Annotated in this window: 13 protein-coding genes, 1 tRNA gene and 1 pseudogene; 5 read left to right on the top strand and 10 right to left on the bottom strand. The window is 60.6% G+C overall.

The window, feature by feature from the left end; genetic code table 11:
* Positions 1 to 10: 10 nt before the first annotated feature.
* Genes EXR36_00545 through EXR36_00535 form a run of 3 tightly spaced genes read right to left on the bottom strand, consistent with a single transcriptional unit; the run spans position 11 to position 3,316 of the window.
* Complete coding sequence (locus EXR36_00545; protein ID MSQ58167.1) at positions 11 to 1,423, bottom strand: amidase; 1,413 nt, start codon at positions 1,421 to 1,423, stop codon at positions 11 to 13.
* Positions 1,420 to 1,884 (bottom strand): DUF2214 family protein, encoded by a 465-nt coding sequence (locus tag EXR36_00540; protein ID MSQ58166.1) that lies wholly within the window; start codon positions 1,882 to 1,884, stop codon positions 1,420 to 1,422. The genes EXR36_00545 and EXR36_00540 overlap by 4 nt, the downstream gene beginning before the upstream one ends.
* On the bottom strand, positions 1,877 to 3,316 hold the full coding sequence (locus EXR36_00535) for a hypothetical protein (GenBank protein MSQ58165.1): 1,440 nt from the start codon (positions 3,314 to 3,316) through the stop codon (positions 1,877 to 1,879). Before EXR36_00535 ends, EXR36_00540 begins: the two co-directional genes overlap by 8 nt.
* Before the next feature lie 276 nt (positions 3,317 to 3,592).
* Between EXR36_00535 and EXR36_00530 the strand changes: the two genes are divergently transcribed.
* Together EXR36_00530 and EXR36_00525 are read left to right on the top strand one after the other, a co-directional pair.
* Positions 3,593 to 3,817, top strand: a complete 225-nt coding sequence (locus EXR36_00530; GenBank protein MSQ58164.1) for an AbrB/MazE/SpoVT family DNA-binding domain-containing protein — start codon at positions 3,593 to 3,595, stop codon at positions 3,815 to 3,817.
* On the top strand, positions 3,814 to 3,972 hold the full coding sequence (locus tag EXR36_00525; protein ID MSQ58163.1) for a PIN domain-containing protein: 159 nt from the start codon (positions 3,814 to 3,816) through the stop codon (positions 3,970 to 3,972). Before EXR36_00530 ends, EXR36_00525 begins: the two co-directional genes overlap by 4 nt.
* Positions 3,973 to 4,083: 111 nt before the next feature.
* On the opposite strand, the gene metH is transcribed toward EXR36_00525, so the two are convergent.
* The 4 genes from metH to EXR36_00505 form a co-directional block, all read right to left on the bottom strand.
* Positions 4,084 to 7,794 carry a methionine synthase gene (metH, locus tag EXR36_00520; GenBank protein MSQ58162.1) on the bottom strand — a complete coding sequence of 1,237 codons (3,711 nt, stop codon included), beginning with the start codon at positions 7,792 to 7,794 and terminating at the stop codon, positions 4,084 to 4,086.
* Positions 7,795 to 7,946: 152 nt separating this feature from the next.
* Complete coding sequence (gene prmC, locus EXR36_00515; protein ID MSQ58161.1) at positions 7,947 to 8,813, bottom strand: peptide chain release factor N(5)-glutamine methyltransferase; 867 nt, start codon at positions 8,811 to 8,813, stop codon at positions 7,947 to 7,949.
* Positions 8,814 to 8,818: 5 nt separating this feature from the next.
* Positions 8,819 to 9,907, bottom strand: a complete 1,089-nt coding sequence (gene prfA, locus EXR36_00510) for a peptide chain release factor 1 (GenBank protein MSQ58160.1) — start codon at positions 9,905 to 9,907, stop codon at positions 8,819 to 8,821.
* On the bottom strand, positions 9,904 to 11,163 hold the full coding sequence (locus EXR36_00505) for a glutamyl-tRNA reductase (GenBank protein ID MSQ58159.1): 1,260 nt from the start codon (positions 11,161 to 11,163) through the stop codon (positions 9,904 to 9,906). The genes prfA and EXR36_00505 overlap by 4 nt, the downstream gene beginning before the upstream one ends.
* Before the next feature lie 130 nt (positions 11,164 to 11,293).
* Between EXR36_00505 and recQ the strand changes: the two genes are divergently transcribed.
* Together recQ and EXR36_00495 are read left to right on the top strand one after the other, a co-directional pair.
* Entirely contained in the window at positions 11,294 to 13,120 is a 1,827-nt protein-coding gene (gene recQ, locus EXR36_00500; GenBank protein ID MSQ58158.1) for a DNA helicase RecQ, read from the top strand.
* Between the two features lie 326 nt (positions 13,121 to 13,446).
* Positions 13,447 to 15,846: a PAS domain S-box protein gene (locus tag EXR36_00495; protein ID MSQ58157.1), complete on the top strand. Its 2,400-nt coding sequence runs from the start codon at positions 13,447 to 13,449 to the stop codon at positions 15,844 to 15,846.
* 4 nt (positions 15,847 to 15,850) lie between these two features.
* Here the strand turns inward: EXR36_00495 and EXR36_00490 are convergent, their stop codons facing one another.
* Both EXR36_00490 and EXR36_00485 read right to left on the bottom strand, forming a co-directional pair.
* Complete coding sequence (locus EXR36_00490; protein MSQ58156.1) at positions 15,851 to 17,455, bottom strand: GAF domain-containing protein; 1,605 nt, start codon at positions 17,453 to 17,455, stop codon at positions 15,851 to 15,853.
* A 71-nt stretch (positions 17,456 to 17,526) separates the two neighbouring features.
* A complete protein-coding gene (locus EXR36_00485) occupies positions 17,527 to 18,603 on the bottom strand; it encodes a C-terminal binding protein (GenBank protein MSQ58155.1) in 1,077 nt (358 codons plus the stop codon).
* Positions 18,604 to 19,041: 438 nt separating this feature from the next.
* Between EXR36_00485 and EXR36_00480 the strand changes: the two are divergent.
* Positions 19,042 to 19,417 (top strand): annotated as a pseudogene (locus tag EXR36_00480) (integrase).
* Positions 19,418 to 19,559: 142 nt separating this feature from the next.
* Here the strand turns inward: EXR36_00480 and EXR36_00475 are convergent.
* A tRNA-Phe gene (locus EXR36_00475) sits at positions 19,560 to 19,635 on the bottom strand.
* Positions 19,636 to 19,765: the final 130 nt, after the last annotated feature.

Raw genomic sequence — 19,765 nt, 5'->3', positions numbered from 1 at the left:
TTCGAGAGAGTCAGTTGAACATCGCGGGCCTGCGCTTCCAGTATGGCACTTGTTCCTGGAATGCATAGGCCAATTGCAATACGGCGAAATCCTGTTGGTGCCTTCCCACGATCTGCAACCCCACGGGAAGGCCTTCCTCGGTGAATCCGCACGGCACCGAGATGGCCGGGCAGCCCGTCACGGTGATGTAGTAGCAGGAGCGCATCCAATCGATGTAGGTTTGCATCTTATGCCCGTTGATCCGCGTGACGTACTCCTGGGCGATATCGAAGGGCGGAACCTGCACCACTGGCAGCACCAGGTACTCGTATTGTTCCATAAACGTTCGCACCCGGTGGTAGAGCGCCGTGCGCTTGGCCTCGGCGCGGCCCACTTGCGCGCCGGTGAGCTTGCGTCCGGCCTCGATGTTCCAGACGACGGTCTCCTTCATCTGGTGGCGGTGGGAAGGCAGTAACTCGCCAAAGTTGGTTTCGAAGGCATAGGCACGCAGCACCTGAAAAATTTCATCCGCATCCCGAAAATCCGGATGGGCCTTTTCCACGATGCAACCGAGATCCTCCAGCACGTGGCGGTGACTATCGAGCACCGCGCTCACGCGCCTGTCTACCTCGAAGCCACCGAGATTCGAACCCCACGCAATCTTGACCCCCTTGATATCTCGCCCCAGCGATTGCGCAAAGACCGAAGCGGGCTGCGCGATGGAGAGTGGCGCCCGTGCATCCGGCCCGGCGATGGCGCTCAACATGAGGGTCAGATCTTGAACCGTGCGTGCCATGGGCCCCACCACGGAGAGGGGGTAGTAGGCGTTGAGCACGGGCCAATTGGGCACCCTCCCTGGCGAAGGGCGAAACCCCGCGATATTGCAGAAGCTCGCGGGGTTACGCAGAGACCCTCCCAGATCGCTCCCGTCCGCGATGGGCACCATGCCACAGGCGAGCGCCACGGCCGCACCGCCGCTGCTGCCGCCGCATGTCTTGGTAAGATCGTAGGGATTCTTCGTGGCCCCGAACACGGCGTTGAATGTCTGAGAGCCTGCGCCAAATTCCGGCGTGTTGGTCTTGCCCAGGGTGATAGCCCCCGCCGCGCGCAATCGCTCCACGATAAGTCCATCCTCTTCGGGCACGAAGTCCTTGAAGATGGGCGAGCCGAAGGTGGTGCGAATGCCTTTCGTGACCATCAAGTCCTTGTGGGCCACCGGCAACCCATGCAACGGACCCAGAGCATCACCGCGAGCGATTTGGCGGTCGGCCTCTCGCGCCCCTTGCATCGCTTGATCTGGCACCAGGGTCACGATGGCGTTTACCACCGGGTTAATGCGGTCAATGTGTTCAAGATGAGTCCGCATTACCTCCTCGCAAGAGACCTCCTTGCGGCGAATCATCGAGGCAAGATCAGAGGCCGGTAAGAAACACATGGGGTTCATGGTGGCGTAGCCTGAATGCCGAAGCCTCGCGCCATCATCACTGCCGCGAGCGGAATGAAAAGAAAAACGATGAGTTCGGCGATCAAGTAATGGCGCGTGGCGCTGATCTGGTCGCCGTTGAGAATGCGCCCTTGCCCGCTCTTCAAGGCCCGGTTCCACCGGATGAACTGCAAGGTGGGCGGAATCGACAGCAGGCCCACCGCCAGGAACAGTGCGAGCTTGATATAGAGAACCGGATTGTGGAAGTAGTACGCAACACCTTTCCCCAGCAGAAACACGCGTGCGAGGCCGGTAGCCGACACGGCGATGGCGGCGATGAAGTACACCACGTCAACCCTTGCCAGAACGCGGATATCAGGCGGTTGCATATCCTCGTGGCAGCGCGAGTACTCCGTGAACAGCGCGGCTCCCATGACGATGACCGAGGTGTAGTGCAGATAGGCCACCAGAGCTTCAATCATGGATGCTCATCATCGAATCGCGCAACGCGGTGTGCGGTGAACCCTCCGTGAACCGCAATTCCTTATCCTGTACCTGCAATCCCAATCCCTGGTAGACCTCGCTCAAATCCGGAAACGCTTCCGAGCGAATATAGCGGTCATACAGTTCGGTAAAAACTGAAGTGCTGGTGATGGCATCCAGTCGTTCCAACACCTCGCGCCCGCTCCAGGTTTTATCCGAAGGCAAGCAGCACCGAGCCAGCCCCCCCAGCGCGCTGTCGAGGGAGTGGTGGCCTTGCACGCGCAGCCTGTAATCGGCCAGCAGCGCGATGGCCGCGCCTTGCCAATACACGCGCATGAAGCCGGCGTTGAGATACATGCGCTCCGTGGCATCGGCCAGCGTCACGCCGATCTGGCTCTTGCGCCCGCGCTCGAATCCCGCGTGCAAGCGTTGCCAGGCATCCAGCGGCGTGATGACTCCGCGGCGCGCGCGCAACAAATTTTGATAATAACTGGCCACTCCCTCCGACAACCAGGCATCCTGTGAACCGATGTAAGGCAAGAGCAGATGGGCCAGCTCGTGGAACAAGGTCCAATCGGATACGAAGGCCTCGGCCGGCAAGCGGTGGTTGATGAGAAATTGCGCGGACGGGCCGCCGCCTCGCTGCACAAAGGCCCAGGGCACCGGTTCATTGCCTTGGGCGTTGGGGACCACCAACACGCGCGCTTCAGGCACCGGAAACTTGCCGTGGACCGTGGTGACGCCGAGCGCGGCGTTGCGCACCCATTCGGCGATCTGGGCAGCATCGATCTTCGGTGTCACGCCCAGCACCGCGACCCGCAATGTCGCACCTGGAACGGCGATGACGTTTTCCTTGAACCGGCCAAAAGCCACCACCGCAGGCCAATCCGCGGGAGTATGCCCGGCACGAAAGTTCGCGCCTCCCCTGCCTTCATCGCGCTTCCACGGCGCGGATATAGCCACTCCTTCGGGCAGCACGAACTCCAGCCGGATATCCTCATCCGCCGCGAGCGTCTGCGGGCGCCAAAACCAACGGCCGACGTCCACCACCAGATCGTCGCCCGCCCAGCCGCTCAAGTTACCACCGCGTTCATGGCGTGCCGCGGAGGGAGAAATGTCCACCGTATACAGAACACAGGTATCGCGTGCCGCGCCCTTCAGCTTGAGTTCCGTGCCGTTGGGTTCAAGGTCACGGCGACTGCCCTCGATGCGCGCCTCCTTAAGCGCGGTGGAGGCATCCAGGGATTCCGCTACCAAGTATAGTGGCGGCGCTCCGTTAAAACATGCCCGTGCCTTCAGGGTAGTCAATCCTTCATCGGCTTCAAGGCGGTAGTGATGAATGCGGCTGGGTGCGTCCGCCCAGGCCGGGGTCAGCGCACCAACCGAACACAGCAATAGGTAACAGTAAAGAAGGATTCCATGGATCGTCAATGCAATACCGGCAAGTTCAAAGTTAGCGCCGATGGTATCACTTTGCCGAGTTGGACTGGTCCCATGGACTCCTGTGGGAAGCCGTGGTGACGTTGTGTCATGGGTTTGCACCGGTACGCAATTAATCCTGCGAAATCTTGTTCAGGATCGCAACCGGCAGCGCCTCAACACCGCGCCCGAGCCGATAACGCTCTCTTCCCGGAATCGATTCGTATTGCGAACACGCAGGAGCTGAATTACACTTTAGATTGATTTGTAATTCATCCTGGAGGCGTCATGAGAAGCACCATTACTGATCGCGGGCAGACCGTCATTCCGGCGGCTATCCGCCGCCAATTTCGTTTAAGCCCGGCAGACCGCCTGGAGTGGATACTGGAAAATGGCACGATCCGCGTGGTGCCGGTGCGCGCCAATCCGGTGGAGGCATTTCGCGGGCAAGGCAAAGGCGGCGCCACGAAACGGCTGCTCGCCGCGCGCCGCGACGAACTGGCGCGCGAATGAAGGCAGAGTATTCCTTGTCGCTCGCGGATGCCTGGATTGCCGCTTGCGCCCAGGAGCAGGGCGCCTTGTTGATCCACAAAGACCCCGAATTCAATGCTCTGCCGACGGAGCGGGAAGCCCTTCCGCTCAAAGCAAGGAAGCCGAAACCGGCATAGTTTGGCGCAGGGGTCATGTCGCCGCATGCCTACTGCCCGCCCCGATGTTGCCGAAGCTGCGATGGTCACTGCGCATCTGCAAGCCGCCAATGCACGAAATCACAGCGCCTCTTACACCGCCACCTTCTGCGTTCTCTCGTAGTTGAGATTCGGCGCCAGCCAGCGCTCCGCCTCCTCCAAGGGTTTTCCCTTGCGCTGGGCGTATTCCTTCACTTGGTCTTGATCGATGCGGCCGACGGCGAAGTAGTGAGCCTCTGGATGAGAGAAGTAGAAGCCGCTGACCGCGGCGGCGGGGAGCATCGCGTAGCTTTCGGTCAGTTTCATCTTCGCGCGGGCTTCGGCCTCAAGCAGTGAAAACAACGCGCCCTTCTCGGTATGATCGGGACAAGCGGGGTAGCCGGGCGCGGGACGGATGCCTCGGTATTTTTCGGCGATCAGATATTCCACTGAAATTTCTTCATCCGTGGCGTAGCCCCAGAATTCGCGGCGCACGCGGCGGTGCATGAGCTCGGCGAAGGCTTCCGCGAGGCGGTCCGCCAAGGCTTTGAGCAGGATGGAGTTGTAGTCGTCGTGCTTGGCTTCATAGGCCGCCACGCGAGTGTCGATGCCGGTGCCGCTGGTGACGGCGAAGGCGCCGATGTAGTCTTTCTTTCCCAACGACTTCGGCGCGATGTAATCCGCCAGAGACAGATTGGCGCGGTCCACGGGCTTTTGCATCTGCTGGCGCAGGAAGTGGAAGCGGGAGATGACATGCGAACGAACGTCGTCCGCATAGACCTCGATATCATCCGTCCCATCGACGCGATTGGCCGGAAACAAACCGATGACCCCATGGGCGCTCAACCACTTTTCCTCGATGATGCGCCTCAACATGGCTTGCGCATCGGCGAAAAGGTTGCGGGCGGTTTCACCCACGACTTCGTCTTGCAGGATTTTGGGATATCGGCCCGCCAGCTCCCAGGTTTGGAAGAACGGTGTCCAGTCGATGACCTCGCTGATCTCTTGCAAAGAGTAATCGTTGAATTGCATGAGGCCTAGCCGCTTGGGTACGGGCGGGGAATACGCGGACCAGTCGGTTTTCACACCATGCTCGCGGGCTTGCGCGATGGTGTAGTACGGCCCTTGGCCTTTCTTGCCCTTGTGTTGCTCGCGAACGCGATGGGATTCCGCCTTTACCTTCGTGACGTAATCCCCGCGAAGTTCGCCGCTGATCAAGCTCGTGCAAACGCCCACGCTGCGCGAAGCATCGGGCACCCAAACAGTGGGGCCGTGGTAGCCGGGTTCGATCTTCACGGCCGTGTGCACGCGCGAGGTGGTCGCGCCGCCGATCAACAGAGGAATGGTGAAACCTTGGCGCTGCATTTCCTTGGCAACGTGGGACATCTCTTCGAGCGATGGCGTGATCAGGCCCGAGAGGCCGATGATGTCGGCTTTTTCGGCGATGGCTGTGTCGAGAATTTTCTGCGCGGGAACCATGACGCCCAGGTTCACCACGTCGAAGTTGTTGCATTGAAGAACGACGCCAACGATGTTCTTGCCGATATCGTGGACGTCGCCCTTCACCGTGGCGAGCACGATCTTGCCCTTGCTGGTTTTGTCGCCGCTCGCTTGCTTTTCCGCCTCGATATAGGGCACGAGATGAGCCACCGCCTGCTTCATCACGCGCGCGGACTTGACCACCTGGGGCAGAAACATCTTGCCGGCACCGAAGAGATCGCCCACCACGTTCATCCCGTCCATCAGCGGGCCTTCGATGACTTGGATGGGCCGCGCGAATTGGAGCCGCGCCTCTTCCGTATCTTCGACGACATACGTGTCTATGCCTTTCACCAGCGCGTGAGCCAAGCGCTCGTTGACCGGGGCATTGCGCCAAGCCAAGTCTTCCGTCACGGACTTGCCCTGGCCCTTGAAGGATTCCGCGAACGCCACTAGGCGCTCGGTGGAGTCGGGCCGCCGGTTGAGCAGCACGTCTTCAACGCGCTCCAGCAAGTCCTTGGTAATTTCCGCGTACACGCCAATCTGCCCGGCGTTGACGATGCCCATGGTCATGCCGGCCTGGATGGCGTGGTAAAGAAAAGCGGTGTGGATGGCCTCGCGCACGGGCTCGTTGCCGCGGAAGGAGAAGGACACGTTGGATACGCCGCCACTCACTTTCGCGTAGGGCAAGTGCGCTCGAATATGGCGCGTGGCATCGATGAAATCCACGCCGTAGTTGTTATGGTCTTCGATGCCGGTGGCCACGGCGAAAATGTTGGGATCGAAGATGATGTCCTCGGGCGGGAATCCCACCCGGTTCACGAGCAGATCGTAGGCGCGGGCGCAGATGTCCTTGCGCCTTTGCAGAGTATCGGCCTGGCCTTGCTCGTCGAAGGCCATGACGATGGCCGCGGCGCCGTAACGGCGCACCAATTTGGCTTGGCGCAGGAACTCCGCTTCGCCTTCCTTCATGCTGATGGAGTTGACCACCGCCTTGCCTTGCACGCACTTCAAGCCCGCTTCGATCACGTCCCATTTGCTGGAATCGATCATCAGCGGCACGCGGGAGATATCCGGTTCCGAGGCGATGAGGTTCAAGAAGGTGACCATGGCCGCCTTGGAGTCGAGCATGCCCTCGTCCATGTTCACGTCGATCATCTGCGCGCCGTTTTCCACCTGCTGGCGCGCGACCGTGAGCGCGTCCTTGTAGTTGGAGGACAGGATGAGCCGCGCGAAGGCCTTGGAGCCCGTGACATTGGTACGCTCGCCCACGTTCACGAACAGCGAGTCGTCGCCTATGTTGAGGGGCTCGAGTCCGGACAAGCGGAGTTTCTTCTCGATTGCCGGCACTGCGCGCGGAGCACTGCTCTTGACCGCATCGCCAATGGCGCGAATGTGCTCGGGGCGCGTGCCGCAGCAGCCTCCCACGATGTTGAAGAATCCCTCGCGCGCGAATTCGTCCAGAAGAGCGGACATCTGGGCCGGCGTTTCGTCGTACTCGCCGAACGCATTAGGCAGGCCAGCGTTGGGATGGATGGACACAAAAGTATCCGCCAAGCGCGCAAGCTCGGCGATGTAGGGCCGCAATTCCTTGGCGCCCAGGGCACAGTTCAGTCCGATCGCGAAGGGCTTGGCGTGCGAGACGGAGTTCCAGAAAGCCTCCACCGTCTGGCCGGACAAAGTACGCCCGGAAAGATCGGTAATGGTGCCGGAGATAATCAAAGGCAGCACCATGCCATGGCGTTCGAAGTGCTCGCTGGCGGCGAACAAGGCGGCCTTGCAGTTCAAGGTGTCGAACACGGTTTCCACGAGAATCAAGTCAGAGCCGCCTTGCACCAACCCTTCGACCGCCTCGCCGTAGGCGGCCACCAGTTCGTCGAAACTCACGTTCCGGGCGCCAGGGTCGTTCACATCGGGCGAGAGGGAGGCGGTGCGGTTCGTGGGCCCCAGTACGCCCGCCACGAAGCGTGGCTTATGGGGCGTGCTCTTGGAATATTCGTCCGCGAGCTGGCGCGCCAGCCGGGCTCCCTCGCGGTTGAGTTCAAGGATGTGATCCTCCATGTAGTAGTCCGCCATGGAGATGCGGGAGGAGTTGAAGGTGTTGGTCTCCAGAATGTCCGCGCCGGCTTCGAGGTAGGCCTGGTGAATGCTCGCGATGACCTTTGGCTGGGTCAGGGTGAGCAAGTCATTGTTGCCCTTCTGGTCGCAATGGTGGTCGTGGAAGCGGTCACCATGGTAGTGATGCGTGTCCAGCCCGTGGCCCTGGATCATGGTGCCCATGGCACCATCCAGCAGAAGGATGCGTTCCCCCAGGAGATCGTGGAGGCGCTGTGTGGTTTTGTTCATCTCGAATCTATCCAACAACAAAAAAGCCCGAAGCTACCGGTAATAGGCAATCGGGCTTGGTGCTCCCGAGTTTTAGCCGCACTTATTACGCGCCCGCAATCACGGACAAATCGGCGCGATGGGGGCTACCTTAAGGACTGGCCGGGCATCTGTCAATCGGGACGCATGCGCCCCATGGCTATCCGTGCGATTCCGGCAAGGTCACGTGCGGCCGTTACGCCCTGAAAACCGTTCCGCTCAAGGATCTCACGCACCGCCTGAGCTTGGTCATGACCGTGCTCGATCATGAGCCTGCCGTCTTCTCTCAGAAAACCCTGTGCGCCGGTGACGATGCGCTCGATCGCTTCGAGGCCCTTAGTGCCCGGGGTTAGCGCCCCCTGCGGTTCGAAACGCAAATCGCCCTGGGTGAGATGCGCGTCAGCGGCCGCGATATAGGGCGGATTGGAGACGATGACGCCGAAGCGCATCGCGCCTAGCGCTACGTACCAATCGCTATGCAGCAAGTCCACGTTCTCCAGGCCATGCCGCTGAATATTTCGCGCGGCGGTGCTCAAGGCCTCCAACGATGAATCAGTGCCCAGCACATGGCAATGCGGCGCATGGGCGGCGATGGCGATCGCGATGCAGCCGCTACCGGTGCCAAGGTCGAGCACCTTGCATGGCCGGGCTTCGCGCAGATGGTCAAGGGCTAGATCAACCAGGAGCTCGGTCTCGGGCCTGGGAATGAGAACATGTTCGCCGACTTCCAATTCGAGGCCGTAAAACTCACGGCGGCCAAGGATGTAGGCGATGGGCTCCCCTCCAACGCGCCTGGCGATCCATTGCTCGTAGGGGGTTGAGCCCAAGACACTTGGAGCATCCTGTCCGTGCGCCATGACCCATGCGCGAGATTTTCTCGCGGCGCTGGCCAGCAGGATTTGCGCTTCGTTCGCCGCGTCCTCCGGGGCAAGGCCTAGAGCCTGCGCGATGCGTGAGGCATCTCTAGTGAGCAGGGCGGCGAGGGAGGCAGGAGGGCTCAGAGGTCCTAAGCCGCCTGTTCTTCGGCCATGGCGGCGAGCTGCTCGGTCTGGTGTTCGGCCGACAGGGCGTCCAAGATCTCGCCGAGGTCACCATCCATGATGGCGTCGATTTTGTACAGCGTGAGGTTGATGCGGTGGTCCGTCACGCGCCCCTGCGGAAAGTTATAGGTGCGAATGCGGTCGGAGCGCTCACCGCTGCCCACTAGGGATTTGCGCGTGGCCGCTTCCTTGGCCTGCTGCTCGCGTACCTGCTTGTCCTTGATGCGCGCGGCGAGTAGCGACATCGCGCGCTCCTTGTTCTTGTGCTGCGAGCGGTCGTCCTGGCATTCCACCACGATGCCCGTGGGCAGGTGAGTGAGCCGGATGGCCGATTCGGTCTTGTTCACGTGCTGGCCGCCAGCGCCCGAAGCGCGGAAAGTATCGATACGCAAATCCGCCGGATTGATGGTGACGTCGCTGATTTCATCCACCTCCGCCATGATGGCCACGGTACAGGCGCTGGTGTGGATGCGGCCTTGGGCCTCGGTTGCCGGGACGCGCTGCACGCGGTGACCGCCGGACTCGAACTTGAGGCGCGAGTAGACGCCTTGGCCGGCAATGCTAACGATGATTTCCTTGAAACCGCCCACGTCGCCGAGGCTCTGCGACACGACCTCCACGCTCCAGCGCCTGCGCTCCGCGAATCTCGTATACATGCGAAACAAATCGCCCGCGAAGAGCGCGGATTCGTCTCCTCCAGTACCGGCGCGAATTTCGAGATAGATGTTGCGCTCGTCGTTCGCATCCTTGGGGAGCAATCTTTGCTGCAACTCATCTTCCAACTGGTTGACCCGCGCGCGGTTGGACAGGATTTCTTCCTGCGCCAGTTCCTTCATTTCCGGATCCGAAAGCATCAGCTCGGCGGACTCGATGTTCTTCAAGGTGTGCTGGTAGGTGCGATACAACTCCACCAGGGGCGCCACTTCGGCGTGCTCCTTGGTGAGCCTCTTGTAATTATCCATGTCGGCCGTGATGCCTTCGGCACTCAACAGGCCATTCAACTCCTCCAAGCGCGCCGAGAGTTGGGCGAGCTTGGAGGCTATGGTGGGTTTCATTCGCCGCGGTTCAGTTGGTAAATGCGCTCGACGAGGGCGCGTTGCTCGTCTTGGCCGGGAGTCCGGTGCAGCGCGGCGGTGGGCGGGTGAATCAATTTGTTCGTTAGGGAACGGCTAAGCGCCTCGAGCACCTCCTCGGGTGCATCGCCGCGTAACAGGCGTTTGATGGCGCGCGACAACTCATTGCGGCGCGCACGCTCGGCTTGGTCGCGCAACGCGCGAATAGCAGGCACGCTCTTGCGGCTTTCCAGCCATTGCATGAAATCCACCACGCCCGCGGATATGATGGTCTCGGCTTTGGATACCGCCGCCTTGCGCGACTCGAACCCTTGTTCGACCACCTTGCCCAAATCGTCCACGGTATAGAGAAACACGTCATCCAATGTGCCCACTTCGGCTTCCACGTCGCGCGGCACGGCGAGATCGATCATCAACACCGGCCGGTGGCGCCGTGCCTTCAGGGCGCGCTCCACCAACCCCTTACCGATAATGGGCAGAGGGCTTGCGGTGGAGGTGACGATGATGTCGTGGGCGGCGATATAGCTCGGAAGATCGCTCAATGCCCGCGCGCTGCCCTCGAAGCGTTTCGCGAGTTCCTGGGCGTGCTCCAAGGTGCGGTTTGCGAAGGTGGTGCCACGTGGGTGCTGAGCGGCGAAATGGGTGGCGCACAGCTCGATCATTTCCCCGGCACCGATGAACAAGATGCGCTGCTCGCCGATGGCCGGGTAGATGCGTTCCGCCAGTTTCACCGAGGCCGCCGCCATGGACACCGAGTTGGCGCCGATATCGGTTTGGCTACGCACGTCCTTGGCGATGGAGAATGTGAGCTGAAAGAATTTGTGCAGCACCGACCCCAGCGTGCCGGCTTTCTCCGCGGAGCGCACCGCCTGCTTCATCTGCCCCAGGATTTGCGGTTCGCCGAGAACCATGGAATCCAACCCACTCGCGACCCGGATGGCGTGGTTGACGGCACCTTCTTGCGGCAGCAGATAGACGAAAGGTTCGACTTGTTGCGGCTTCAATTGGCGATAACCGGCGAGCCAGCGCACGGCTTTCTCGGCGTCGCCTCCGTTGCAATACACCTCCGTCCGGTTGCAGGTGGAGACGATAGCGGCTTCACCTATCCCCTCGGTATCGGCGAAGTTTCTCAGCGCCACGGGCAGCGTCTCGGCCGAAAAGGCGATGCGCTCCCGTACGTCCAGGGGAGCGGTCTTATGATTCACGCCAAGGGCGAATAGCTGCTGGGATTGGGCCACGGTTTGGGTGAGGTGTTCAGCGGAAATTCTCAAGTCTTTGAATTATAGGGCACGGGGCGCCTGGCGGGTGCACCTCTCACACCGGCGCAGACGACCGAACACGCAAGGTGTTGCCCGATAATGCCGCTCCATGCAACACACCTCCCAGCCTCAATCGTCCGCCTTGAAGCTTCTGCGCGAGACTTTCGGTTTTCCCGAGTTTCGCGGGGCTCAGGCCGAAATCGTCGATCACGTCGTGGCCGGAGGCGATGCCCTGGTGCTAATGCCCACGGGCGGCGGAAAATCCCTGTGCTACCAGCTTCCCTCCCTTCTGCGCGAGGGCACGGGCGTGGTGATTTCGCCCCTCATCGCCTTGATGCAGGACCAGGTAGCGGCCATGAAACAAGTGGGCGTGCGCGCGGCCTTTCTCAATTCCACGCAAGACTTCGCGCAATCCAGAGCCACCGAGCAAGCCATGCTCGGCGGCAAATTGGACTTGCTCTATATCGCTCCGGAGCGCTTGACCACCCACGGCTGCATCGAACTCTTGGAGCGTATAAAGATCGCGCTCTTCGCCATCGACGAGGCGCATTGCGTGTCGCAGTGGGGCCACGATTTTCGCCCTGAGTACTTGCAACTATCCATTCTGCACCAGCGCTTTCCTGGCGTGCCGCGCATCGCGCTCACGGCCACGGCGGATCCGCAAACGCGCAAGGAAATCCTGGACCGCTTGGTACTCGGCAAGGCGCGTGAGTACGTGTCCAGCTTCGACCGCCCCAACATCCGCTATAGCATCACCGACAAAACCGATGCGCGCGCGCAACTGCTGCGTTTCATCCGGGAAGAACACGCGGGGGAAGCCGGTATCGTCTACTGCCTATCGCGTCGCAAGGTCGATGAGACCGCGCACTGGCTCGGGCAGCAAGGCATTGCGGCCTTGCCCTACCACGCCGGCATGGAAACCGCGCAGCGTTCCAAGCACCAGTCCCTGTTTCAGATGGAAGACGGGATTGTGATGGTGGCCACCATCGCCTTCGGCATGGGCATCGACAAACCCGACGTGCGTTTCGTGGTTCATCTCGATCTGCCCAAGAGCATTGAAGCGTATTACCAGGAGACTGGCCGCGCGGGGCGCGACGGGTTACCAGCCAGCGCGATGATGACCTACGGCCTCGCCGACGTGGTGCAACAGCGCCGGCTTATCGACCAATCGGACGCCGGCGAGGAATTCAAACGCGTGCGCGCCGCCAAGCTCGATGCCTTGCTGGGCTTGTGCGAAACAGCGGGTTGCCGCCGTGTGCGGCTGCTGAGTTATTTTGGTGAAGACAGCGCGCCTTGCGGAAATTGCGACACCTGCCTCAACCCGCCTCATACCTGGGACGCCACCGAGGTCGGGCGCAAGGCTCTTTCCGCCATCTACCGAACGGGCCAGCGCTTTGGCGCCATTCACGTCATTGACGTTCTACGCGGCAAAGCCAATGACCGCGTCACGCGCTGGGGTCACGAGAAGCTGAGCGTCTTCGGCATCGGCGCCGATTTGAGCGATATCGCCTGGCGCGGCATCTTCCGCCAGTTGGTGGCGCTGGGCTATGTCCGGGTGGATCACGAATCTCACGGGGCTCTGAAACTGTGCGATGCCAGCCGCCCGGTGCTCAAGGGCGGCGAGCACTTGCAAATGCGGCATACCGATCCGCCCAGGAAGCGCCGCGAACGGCCTGCGGTATCCGCGGGAGCCGCGGACCTATCTACCGGGGGAATGGCGTTGCTTGAGAAACTGAAAACATGGCGCCGGGAACAGGCCCGCGTGCAAGGCGTACCTGCCTTCGTAATCTTGCACGACAAGACCTTAGCGGAAATCGCGAGCCAGCAACCTCACAACTTGCGGGCGCTTGCTGGAATCAGCGGCATCGGCACGGCGAAACTGGACCGTTATGGCGCGGATCTGCTGGCACTGATCGCCGCCGCCTCTGCCCGCTGACGCCGTTCCGGCGCGGGCATCCATCCGTCTGCTTTTGGATACGGATTAACAAAAATCCTCCCCGGACGATCCGTTGCGGGGCTTCGGAACCGCCGGATGCCGCCGTAATAGACGTGGGAAGTTCTTCTCGGCGAGTTAGAGCGAAAACATGAACGAACGAATGGAGGTAAGTGCGCGGCCAGGTGCCAGCATGACATCGAGTCTACGCCGCCACCGCGTGGCATGGAGTGTGTTGCTTGCATCGCTATCGATCACGGCTGGCGTGTGGTGGGGCGCCCTGCATCACGCTAGGAATGCAGACCAGGTGCGCGCCCAGAGCTACGTAAATGAGATGCGGCTCAAGCTCGTGGGAGCGCATGCGCTCCCACGAGCAGGTTCTGGCGGGTGCCAGCGCATTGTTCGAAGGTGACGCCAACGTGAGGCGGGAGCGCTGGAGAAAGTATGCGTCCCGGCTGGATCTTCCCTCGCACGGGCCTGGGACCCTGGGTTTCGCGGAGGTCATTTCGCGCAGGCAAAAAGATGAACTCACCAACCGCATGCGCGAGCAAAAGCTGCGGGACTTCAACATCTATCCCTCGGGCAAGCGCGAGGTCTACGCGCCGCTACTCCTGTTGGAACCGGGGGAAGGCGCCAATGCCCGCATGGCGGGCTTCGATATGTGGACGGAACCAACCCTTCAAGCCGCCATGGCGCGGGCAGGCGAGGCAAATGCTGCGGTACTCTCCGCGCCGATTACCCTCGCTCGGGAGAAAGACTCGAACCCCGTGGCGATGCTGTACTTCCCCGTCTATTGGGAATCGGATATCGGACCCAGCGTGTGGCGGCCCTTGGGGATGGTACGGGGCTGGGTCTTCAGTGCGTTCTCCGCCACGGATTTCTTGCGCGCCACCGAGAACCCCGAAACCACGCGCCAGCAGATCGAAATACGAGATGCGGGTGAAGGCCAACGCGGGTCGTTGCCACTTGCAAGTTACCCGCCCTCCACCGGAGTGAAGCCGGACAATTTCGCCCACGCATCGGTGAGTCTTCAAGTGTTTGGGCGCACTTGGGAGCTGAGCGCGCGCCTGAGCCGGGATACCACAGCATGGATCTGGGCCAATGTATTGGGCGTTAGCGCTCTCGTGGCGAGTTTTTCCCCTTTCGTCCTCATGCTGCGCTTGTCGAGGACGAACCGGCGTTTGAAGGAATCCGCCCAAGACCTGGAGCAGCAGCTTGGGGTTAGAACCGATGAGTTGAAGATCGTCCATGACCATGCCCCGGTAGCCATCGTGGAGATCTCCTCCGACAGTAAAACCGTGCGCCTTAACAAGCGCTGCGAAGCGTTGGTTGAGTTAACCCAGGACCAAGCGCAAGACTGGGGTTGGTCGAGGCGCATTCATCCCGACGACCGGCAAGCCGTGGCGCAGGCTTTTCAGACCGCGCTCATTCGCGGGACGGAATTTGAAAGCGAACACCGTATTCACAAGGACGACGACTGGGTCAAATGGGTTCGCATCAAGATGGTGCCCATTCGAGAACAAGACCGGCTGTCGCGTTTCATTGGGGTAGTGCAAGATATTTCGCAGGCGAAGGAATCCGCGCAAGCGTTGCAGGAAGCGCTGAAGCGAGCCGAACATGCGGAGGCCGCGGGCAAGGAGATCGAAGAGAGGCTTGAAGTCCTGTTCGATTCCCTGAGCGCGCGCGTGGTCATCGCCAACCAACAGGGCGTTATTCAATCCTCCAATGCCGCCGCCTGCCGCATGTTTGGATTCGAGCAATCAGAGTTGCCGGGCCAGAATCTCCGCGCGTTGATGCCGGAGAAGAATCGCGGCCTATGGGAGCGCGGCTTGCAAGACACGTCTGTTCCGCTGCCCATATTAGCCGGTCTTCGTGCCGGCGGCCAGGAATTCCCCATGGAGACCGCCGTGAGCGAGACGATGTTCGGCGAAGAGCGGATGTTTCTTTGCGTGATACGAGACGCCACGGATATCGCCGCCGCCGAGGTTGAGGTCAAGCAACTTCAGTCACGCGTGCGCGAGTTGGAAGCCAATCCCCATACCGTTCATGTCCCGCGGGTAGCCGTTGGAGCTCAACCCAATTCCGAGTTTCTCGCCAGCAAGATCGATGAGGTTGGGCAGCGCTTGCTGTCTTCGCTGGGCGAGCTGCTCGGCATCTCCAAGCTAAGCGCGGGGGTTAGCGCTTTCGGCATTCACGAGATGAATGCCATCGTACGCGCGGCGGCGGACGAACTAAGCGCGGTGGCGGTGCGGCGCGGAGTCAATATCGTCTTGGAATGCTCCAGCTTCCCGGTATATGCCTGGTGCGATCCGGAGCGCATCCGGCAAGTGATGCGGATCCTCCTGTCCAATGCGCACGAATTCACCCCGGCGGGCAAGCGTATTGCGGTGCGTGTCGCGCAGTCCTGGCTACCCGAAGGACATGGGGCGCAGTACATGGGAATCTTGGAAGCCGCCGAAGTGAGTGTCACCGACGAGGGTACGAGTATTCCAGGGGGTGAGCTGGAGCGGGTCTTCGAACACCCGGTTGGGAATGACGCCCATGGGGTGGGCGGAGCAGGGCTCAATCTGGCGGCATGCAGCGAGATCTTGCGCCAGCACGAAGGCTACATTAACGCCTCTCACAATCCAGCGGGAGGCTCGGTGTTTACTTTCGTCGTGCCCTGCCGCCAGCGGCGCACGCAAGGCGGGCGAGAGATCCCTCCGGCTGCCGCCGAGAGGCTCACGTAACGCGTTACGCGCTCTGAGATTTGATCGCGAGTACCGCCTGGTTGCGTAGCGTCTTGAGTTGCGCCATGTCGCCGGCCTCCAGGCGCAGGGATTTCGCGGTGTTCGCATCCCCGTAGAACAACCCCACGGGCTTCTTGGCGATCATCACGGGAAATAGCGCAAAGGATTTGGCGGGAATGAGTTGCTGGTACCACCCAGGAATGTGATCTCGTATGCGTTCGCTTTGCACATCATCGATGTAGATGTCCGCGCCTTTGCTGATGGCGGCGTGGAACACATCGCGCGCGGGCGAGAGAGAAATGGAAAAGCCTGCACGAATGATTTGATCCACGTCTTGCCCGAAACCGAAACGAGCCTTGAGGGAATCGCTCTTCGGATCCAGGGCACAAAGGATGGTGCGCGTGAATCCGAGACCGCGGTACATGGTTTCGAGAATGATGCGCAAGACATCGTTGAGGTTGAAATCACCTACCAAAGCGTTGCTGATGTCTTGGAATCCCGCGCTCAATATGGCTTGCCTGGCCGCGCCCGAAGCCGCCCCGGCGGCGGGCGCGCTGGTCGTCTTGGAGCCGTCCAGGAGCACGGCCTCCATTGGCAGACCGGCCTCGCTATCGTTGCCGGATTTTGTCTTGGCTTTCACTGACCATTTACGGGCTTTATCGAAGAGAGCGCTTTTGTCCGTGCGAAAATTCAGTATCCCGGCGTCGCGGGCGATCTCGTTCACCGTATTGAGCACCGCGCCGTCCAGGTGTTGCTCAGTGATACCCAAGCCTTTTCCGAACCGCGCCACCATGGCCTTGACGCTTTCTTGGCGTTTGCTGAGAGGCACATCGCGGATGAGCTGCGTTAGGCTGGAGGACAACTCCGATAGCACGCACAGACGCGACGTATCCCCGGCAGGCTTGCGAATCTCGCTTTCCGGCAAAGGCCGCATGGAGGCAACCAGCTTATCCGGAAAGCCCCAGGAGCTCGCCACCCCCATTCCGGCCTCGCTATAGGAAATTCCCAGAACCTGGATGGATGCGGACTCTTCGCTGGCGCCAGCGCTTATCGCACGCTCGATCGCGAGGCGCTCGTCGTACAGATAGAAAGTCACCAGAAGCTTACCTAGCCGGCTAAACATGGCGCAGATGAAAGCATCCTCCGAATTCCGCACGCCAGCCTTCGACACCAAGTCGCGAGCGATGAGCGCACTGAAGTAGGCCGACAGCACCTCATCCTTGAGGTCGTCCGCCTGCGCGTTGTTCTGCAAATGCTCGAATAGCAACAAGGTCACCGCAAGGGTACGAATTTGGTCGAAACCCATCACCATGATGGCCCGCGAGATCGTGCTGACCGTGCCGCCGAAACGGCCAAAGTGAGCGGTGTTCACCAGCTTCAGCAGCTTTTGCGTGAAGGAAAAGTCCTTGAGAATGTTGCCAGCGAGCGCGGAGATGCCCTCCATTTCCGATGCTGCTGCCTTGCTCACCGCGCTTATGGTGCTCGAAAGCGCGGGGAAGTCCCCATTGCGCCGCATTCTCCCAATGAGAAATTCCATGGTTCCCGAGACGCCCTCCCGCGGGGGCTCCTCGGTCTCGATTGGCGGATGGGACTCTGGATTTTGTGACATGGCACCGCTTGTTCGGCAGATTGCGGTGCTACTTTAGAAATCTCCCCCCAACCGGGAGCCCTCCTGGCGATTCAGCGATGGCGTGGCGCCGATAACTCGGGAGCCAGCACCTCCCAAGACCGGGCTGCCGTGCGTGGCGGGATCACGTGGCGCACGCCGGGGTTGATGTGCGACATGGGCCACATGCCCGTGGCGATTCTCACTGCCTCCTCGCCCAACTGTGTTTGTGCCCGTTCCCATGCCACTTCCGAATAGCTCGCGTAATGATTGGTCACCGAGACGTTGTCCATTTTGAGCAGCGGATTGTTGGGATCCACGGGCTCCTTCTCGAACACATCGAGCCCCGCGCCCGCGACGCGTTTTTCATTGAGCGCTTCGATGAGGGCGCCTTCATCGACCACGCCGCCGCGCGAGCAGTTGATGAGGTAGGCGGTGGGCTTCATGACGGCGAACTGCGGCTTACTTATCAGATAGCGGGTCTCGGCGTTGAGATAAACGTGCACGCTTAGGTAATCGCACCGCCGGCACAATGCTTCGAGCGTGCCCACCATCTCAACGCCACTCTCCAGCGCATCCCAGGACGCGACGTAGGGATCGTAGGCAATCACGTGCAGGCCGAAAGCCTTGGCCTTGCGCGCCACCGCGCGGCCGATATCGCCCAGGCCCACGATGCCAAAGGTCTCGCCCGCGACATGGCCCATGGTCCCCAAGTTCTTGCGAGTCCAAGTCCCGCTTCGCACCAGCTTGTCGTGCAGAACGAATTTTCGCGCGCACACCAGGAAGTGCATCATCGTATGGTTCGACACTTCCTCGGTGCCGAACGAGGCGGTATTGGCCAGCACGACACCGTTTTGTGCCGCCGCCTCCAGATCCAAGTGATCGTAACCATGGCCAAAGGAAACCAGTCCCTTGCAGCGGCCGTGCAATCCCATGGCGTTGAACGCAGCCCGGTCGAATCCATGGCCTTGGAGCAAGGCCACGTCCACATCCCGAAGCGCCGCCACCAACTCGTCGGTGCTCTGGCCCGTATAACGAATCACCGTCCCACCCGCATGCAAAATCGCACGGCTTTGCTGTTCGATGGAGGAGATATCAAAGGCCTCCGACTTGGCGGGAGCAATGTGCAGTACTCGGAAGGGTTGGGTCATGGGTTCTTACCTGAGTGATCTCGGAACATCATTATGACCCTTGGCGCTCCCGGAGCGGTTTGGCGCGGATGGTTTCGAACTGGTGGAGCGCAACGACAAACGTACCCGTTGTCATCCCGCCCACAGACCCGCTTCGGTCAACCGTCGCAGCAGGGCGCCTCGTGTCGCATGGCGGACAAGAGAGCGTTGCAATGCACGTTCGAATTCCCGAGAACTGGAAACCAGTGCGTAGCCTTCAGTGAAAGCCAAGGCCCGCGCGAACCGCGAAAAGGCGCTACTGAGCCACGTATTCAACTGCGCGAGGGAGTGGGGCTACACCGATGCGCCGAACCCGTGCGCGGGCGCGAAGGGAAACCGCGAGCCGGGCCGGGATCGCTACATTGAAGACGCAGAGTTCCTCGCGGTTTACGAGAAAGCGCACTTCACGTGCAAAACGCGATGGGCCTCGCCTATCTCACCGGACAGCGGCCCGCTGACGTGCTCAAACTGCAACGCGCCGACGTGCATGACGGTGTGCTCTGGATCACGCAGAAAAAAAACGGCAAGAAGTTGCGCATCGAAGTCACCGGCTAACTTTCTAGCTTGATTGACCGCATGTTGAACAAGCCGCGAAAATCTACGGGCCTTTCTACGATACAAAATCAGAACGGCCAACGCTTGAGTTACTTCGCGCTGCGCTCTCGCTTCGACAAAGCTCGCGCGGCCGCTGGCGTCTCGTTCCAATTCAGGGATATTCGCGCGAAGTCAGCAACCGATATGGAAGACCTCGCGCGCGCAGAAGCTGCTCGGACACAAGCACCAAGAGATGACGTAGCAATACACGCGAAACCGAAAGGGCGACAAGGTCAAGCCGCTTCGTTGAGCGCCGCCGAGCCCATCGCTCTTCGTTTTGTAGAAGAGTGCGGTTTTTTTGTAGAAGCGAGTTAGTGAATACTTCTACCAAAAGCTAGAGCTAATGGTGGCCAAGGGCGGAATCGAACCACCGACACAAGGATTTTCAGTCCTCTGCTCTACCAACTGAGCTACTTGGCCACGGGTGCTGCGAAAGCAAGGTACAAGGATTTTGTCTTCGACATCACATTGCGTTTCGCGAAATGTGAGTCTACGACGTAACTTGGCCCAAATGCACGGCCAAGTTATCAGTCCTCTGCTCTTCCGCCTC

The sequence above is a fragment of the Betaproteobacteria bacterium genome, from assembly GCA_009693245.1.
GTDB lineage: Bacteria > Pseudomonadota > Gammaproteobacteria > Burkholderiales > SHXO01 > SHXO01.
This window is presented reverse-complemented; position numbering and strand designations above follow the sequence as displayed.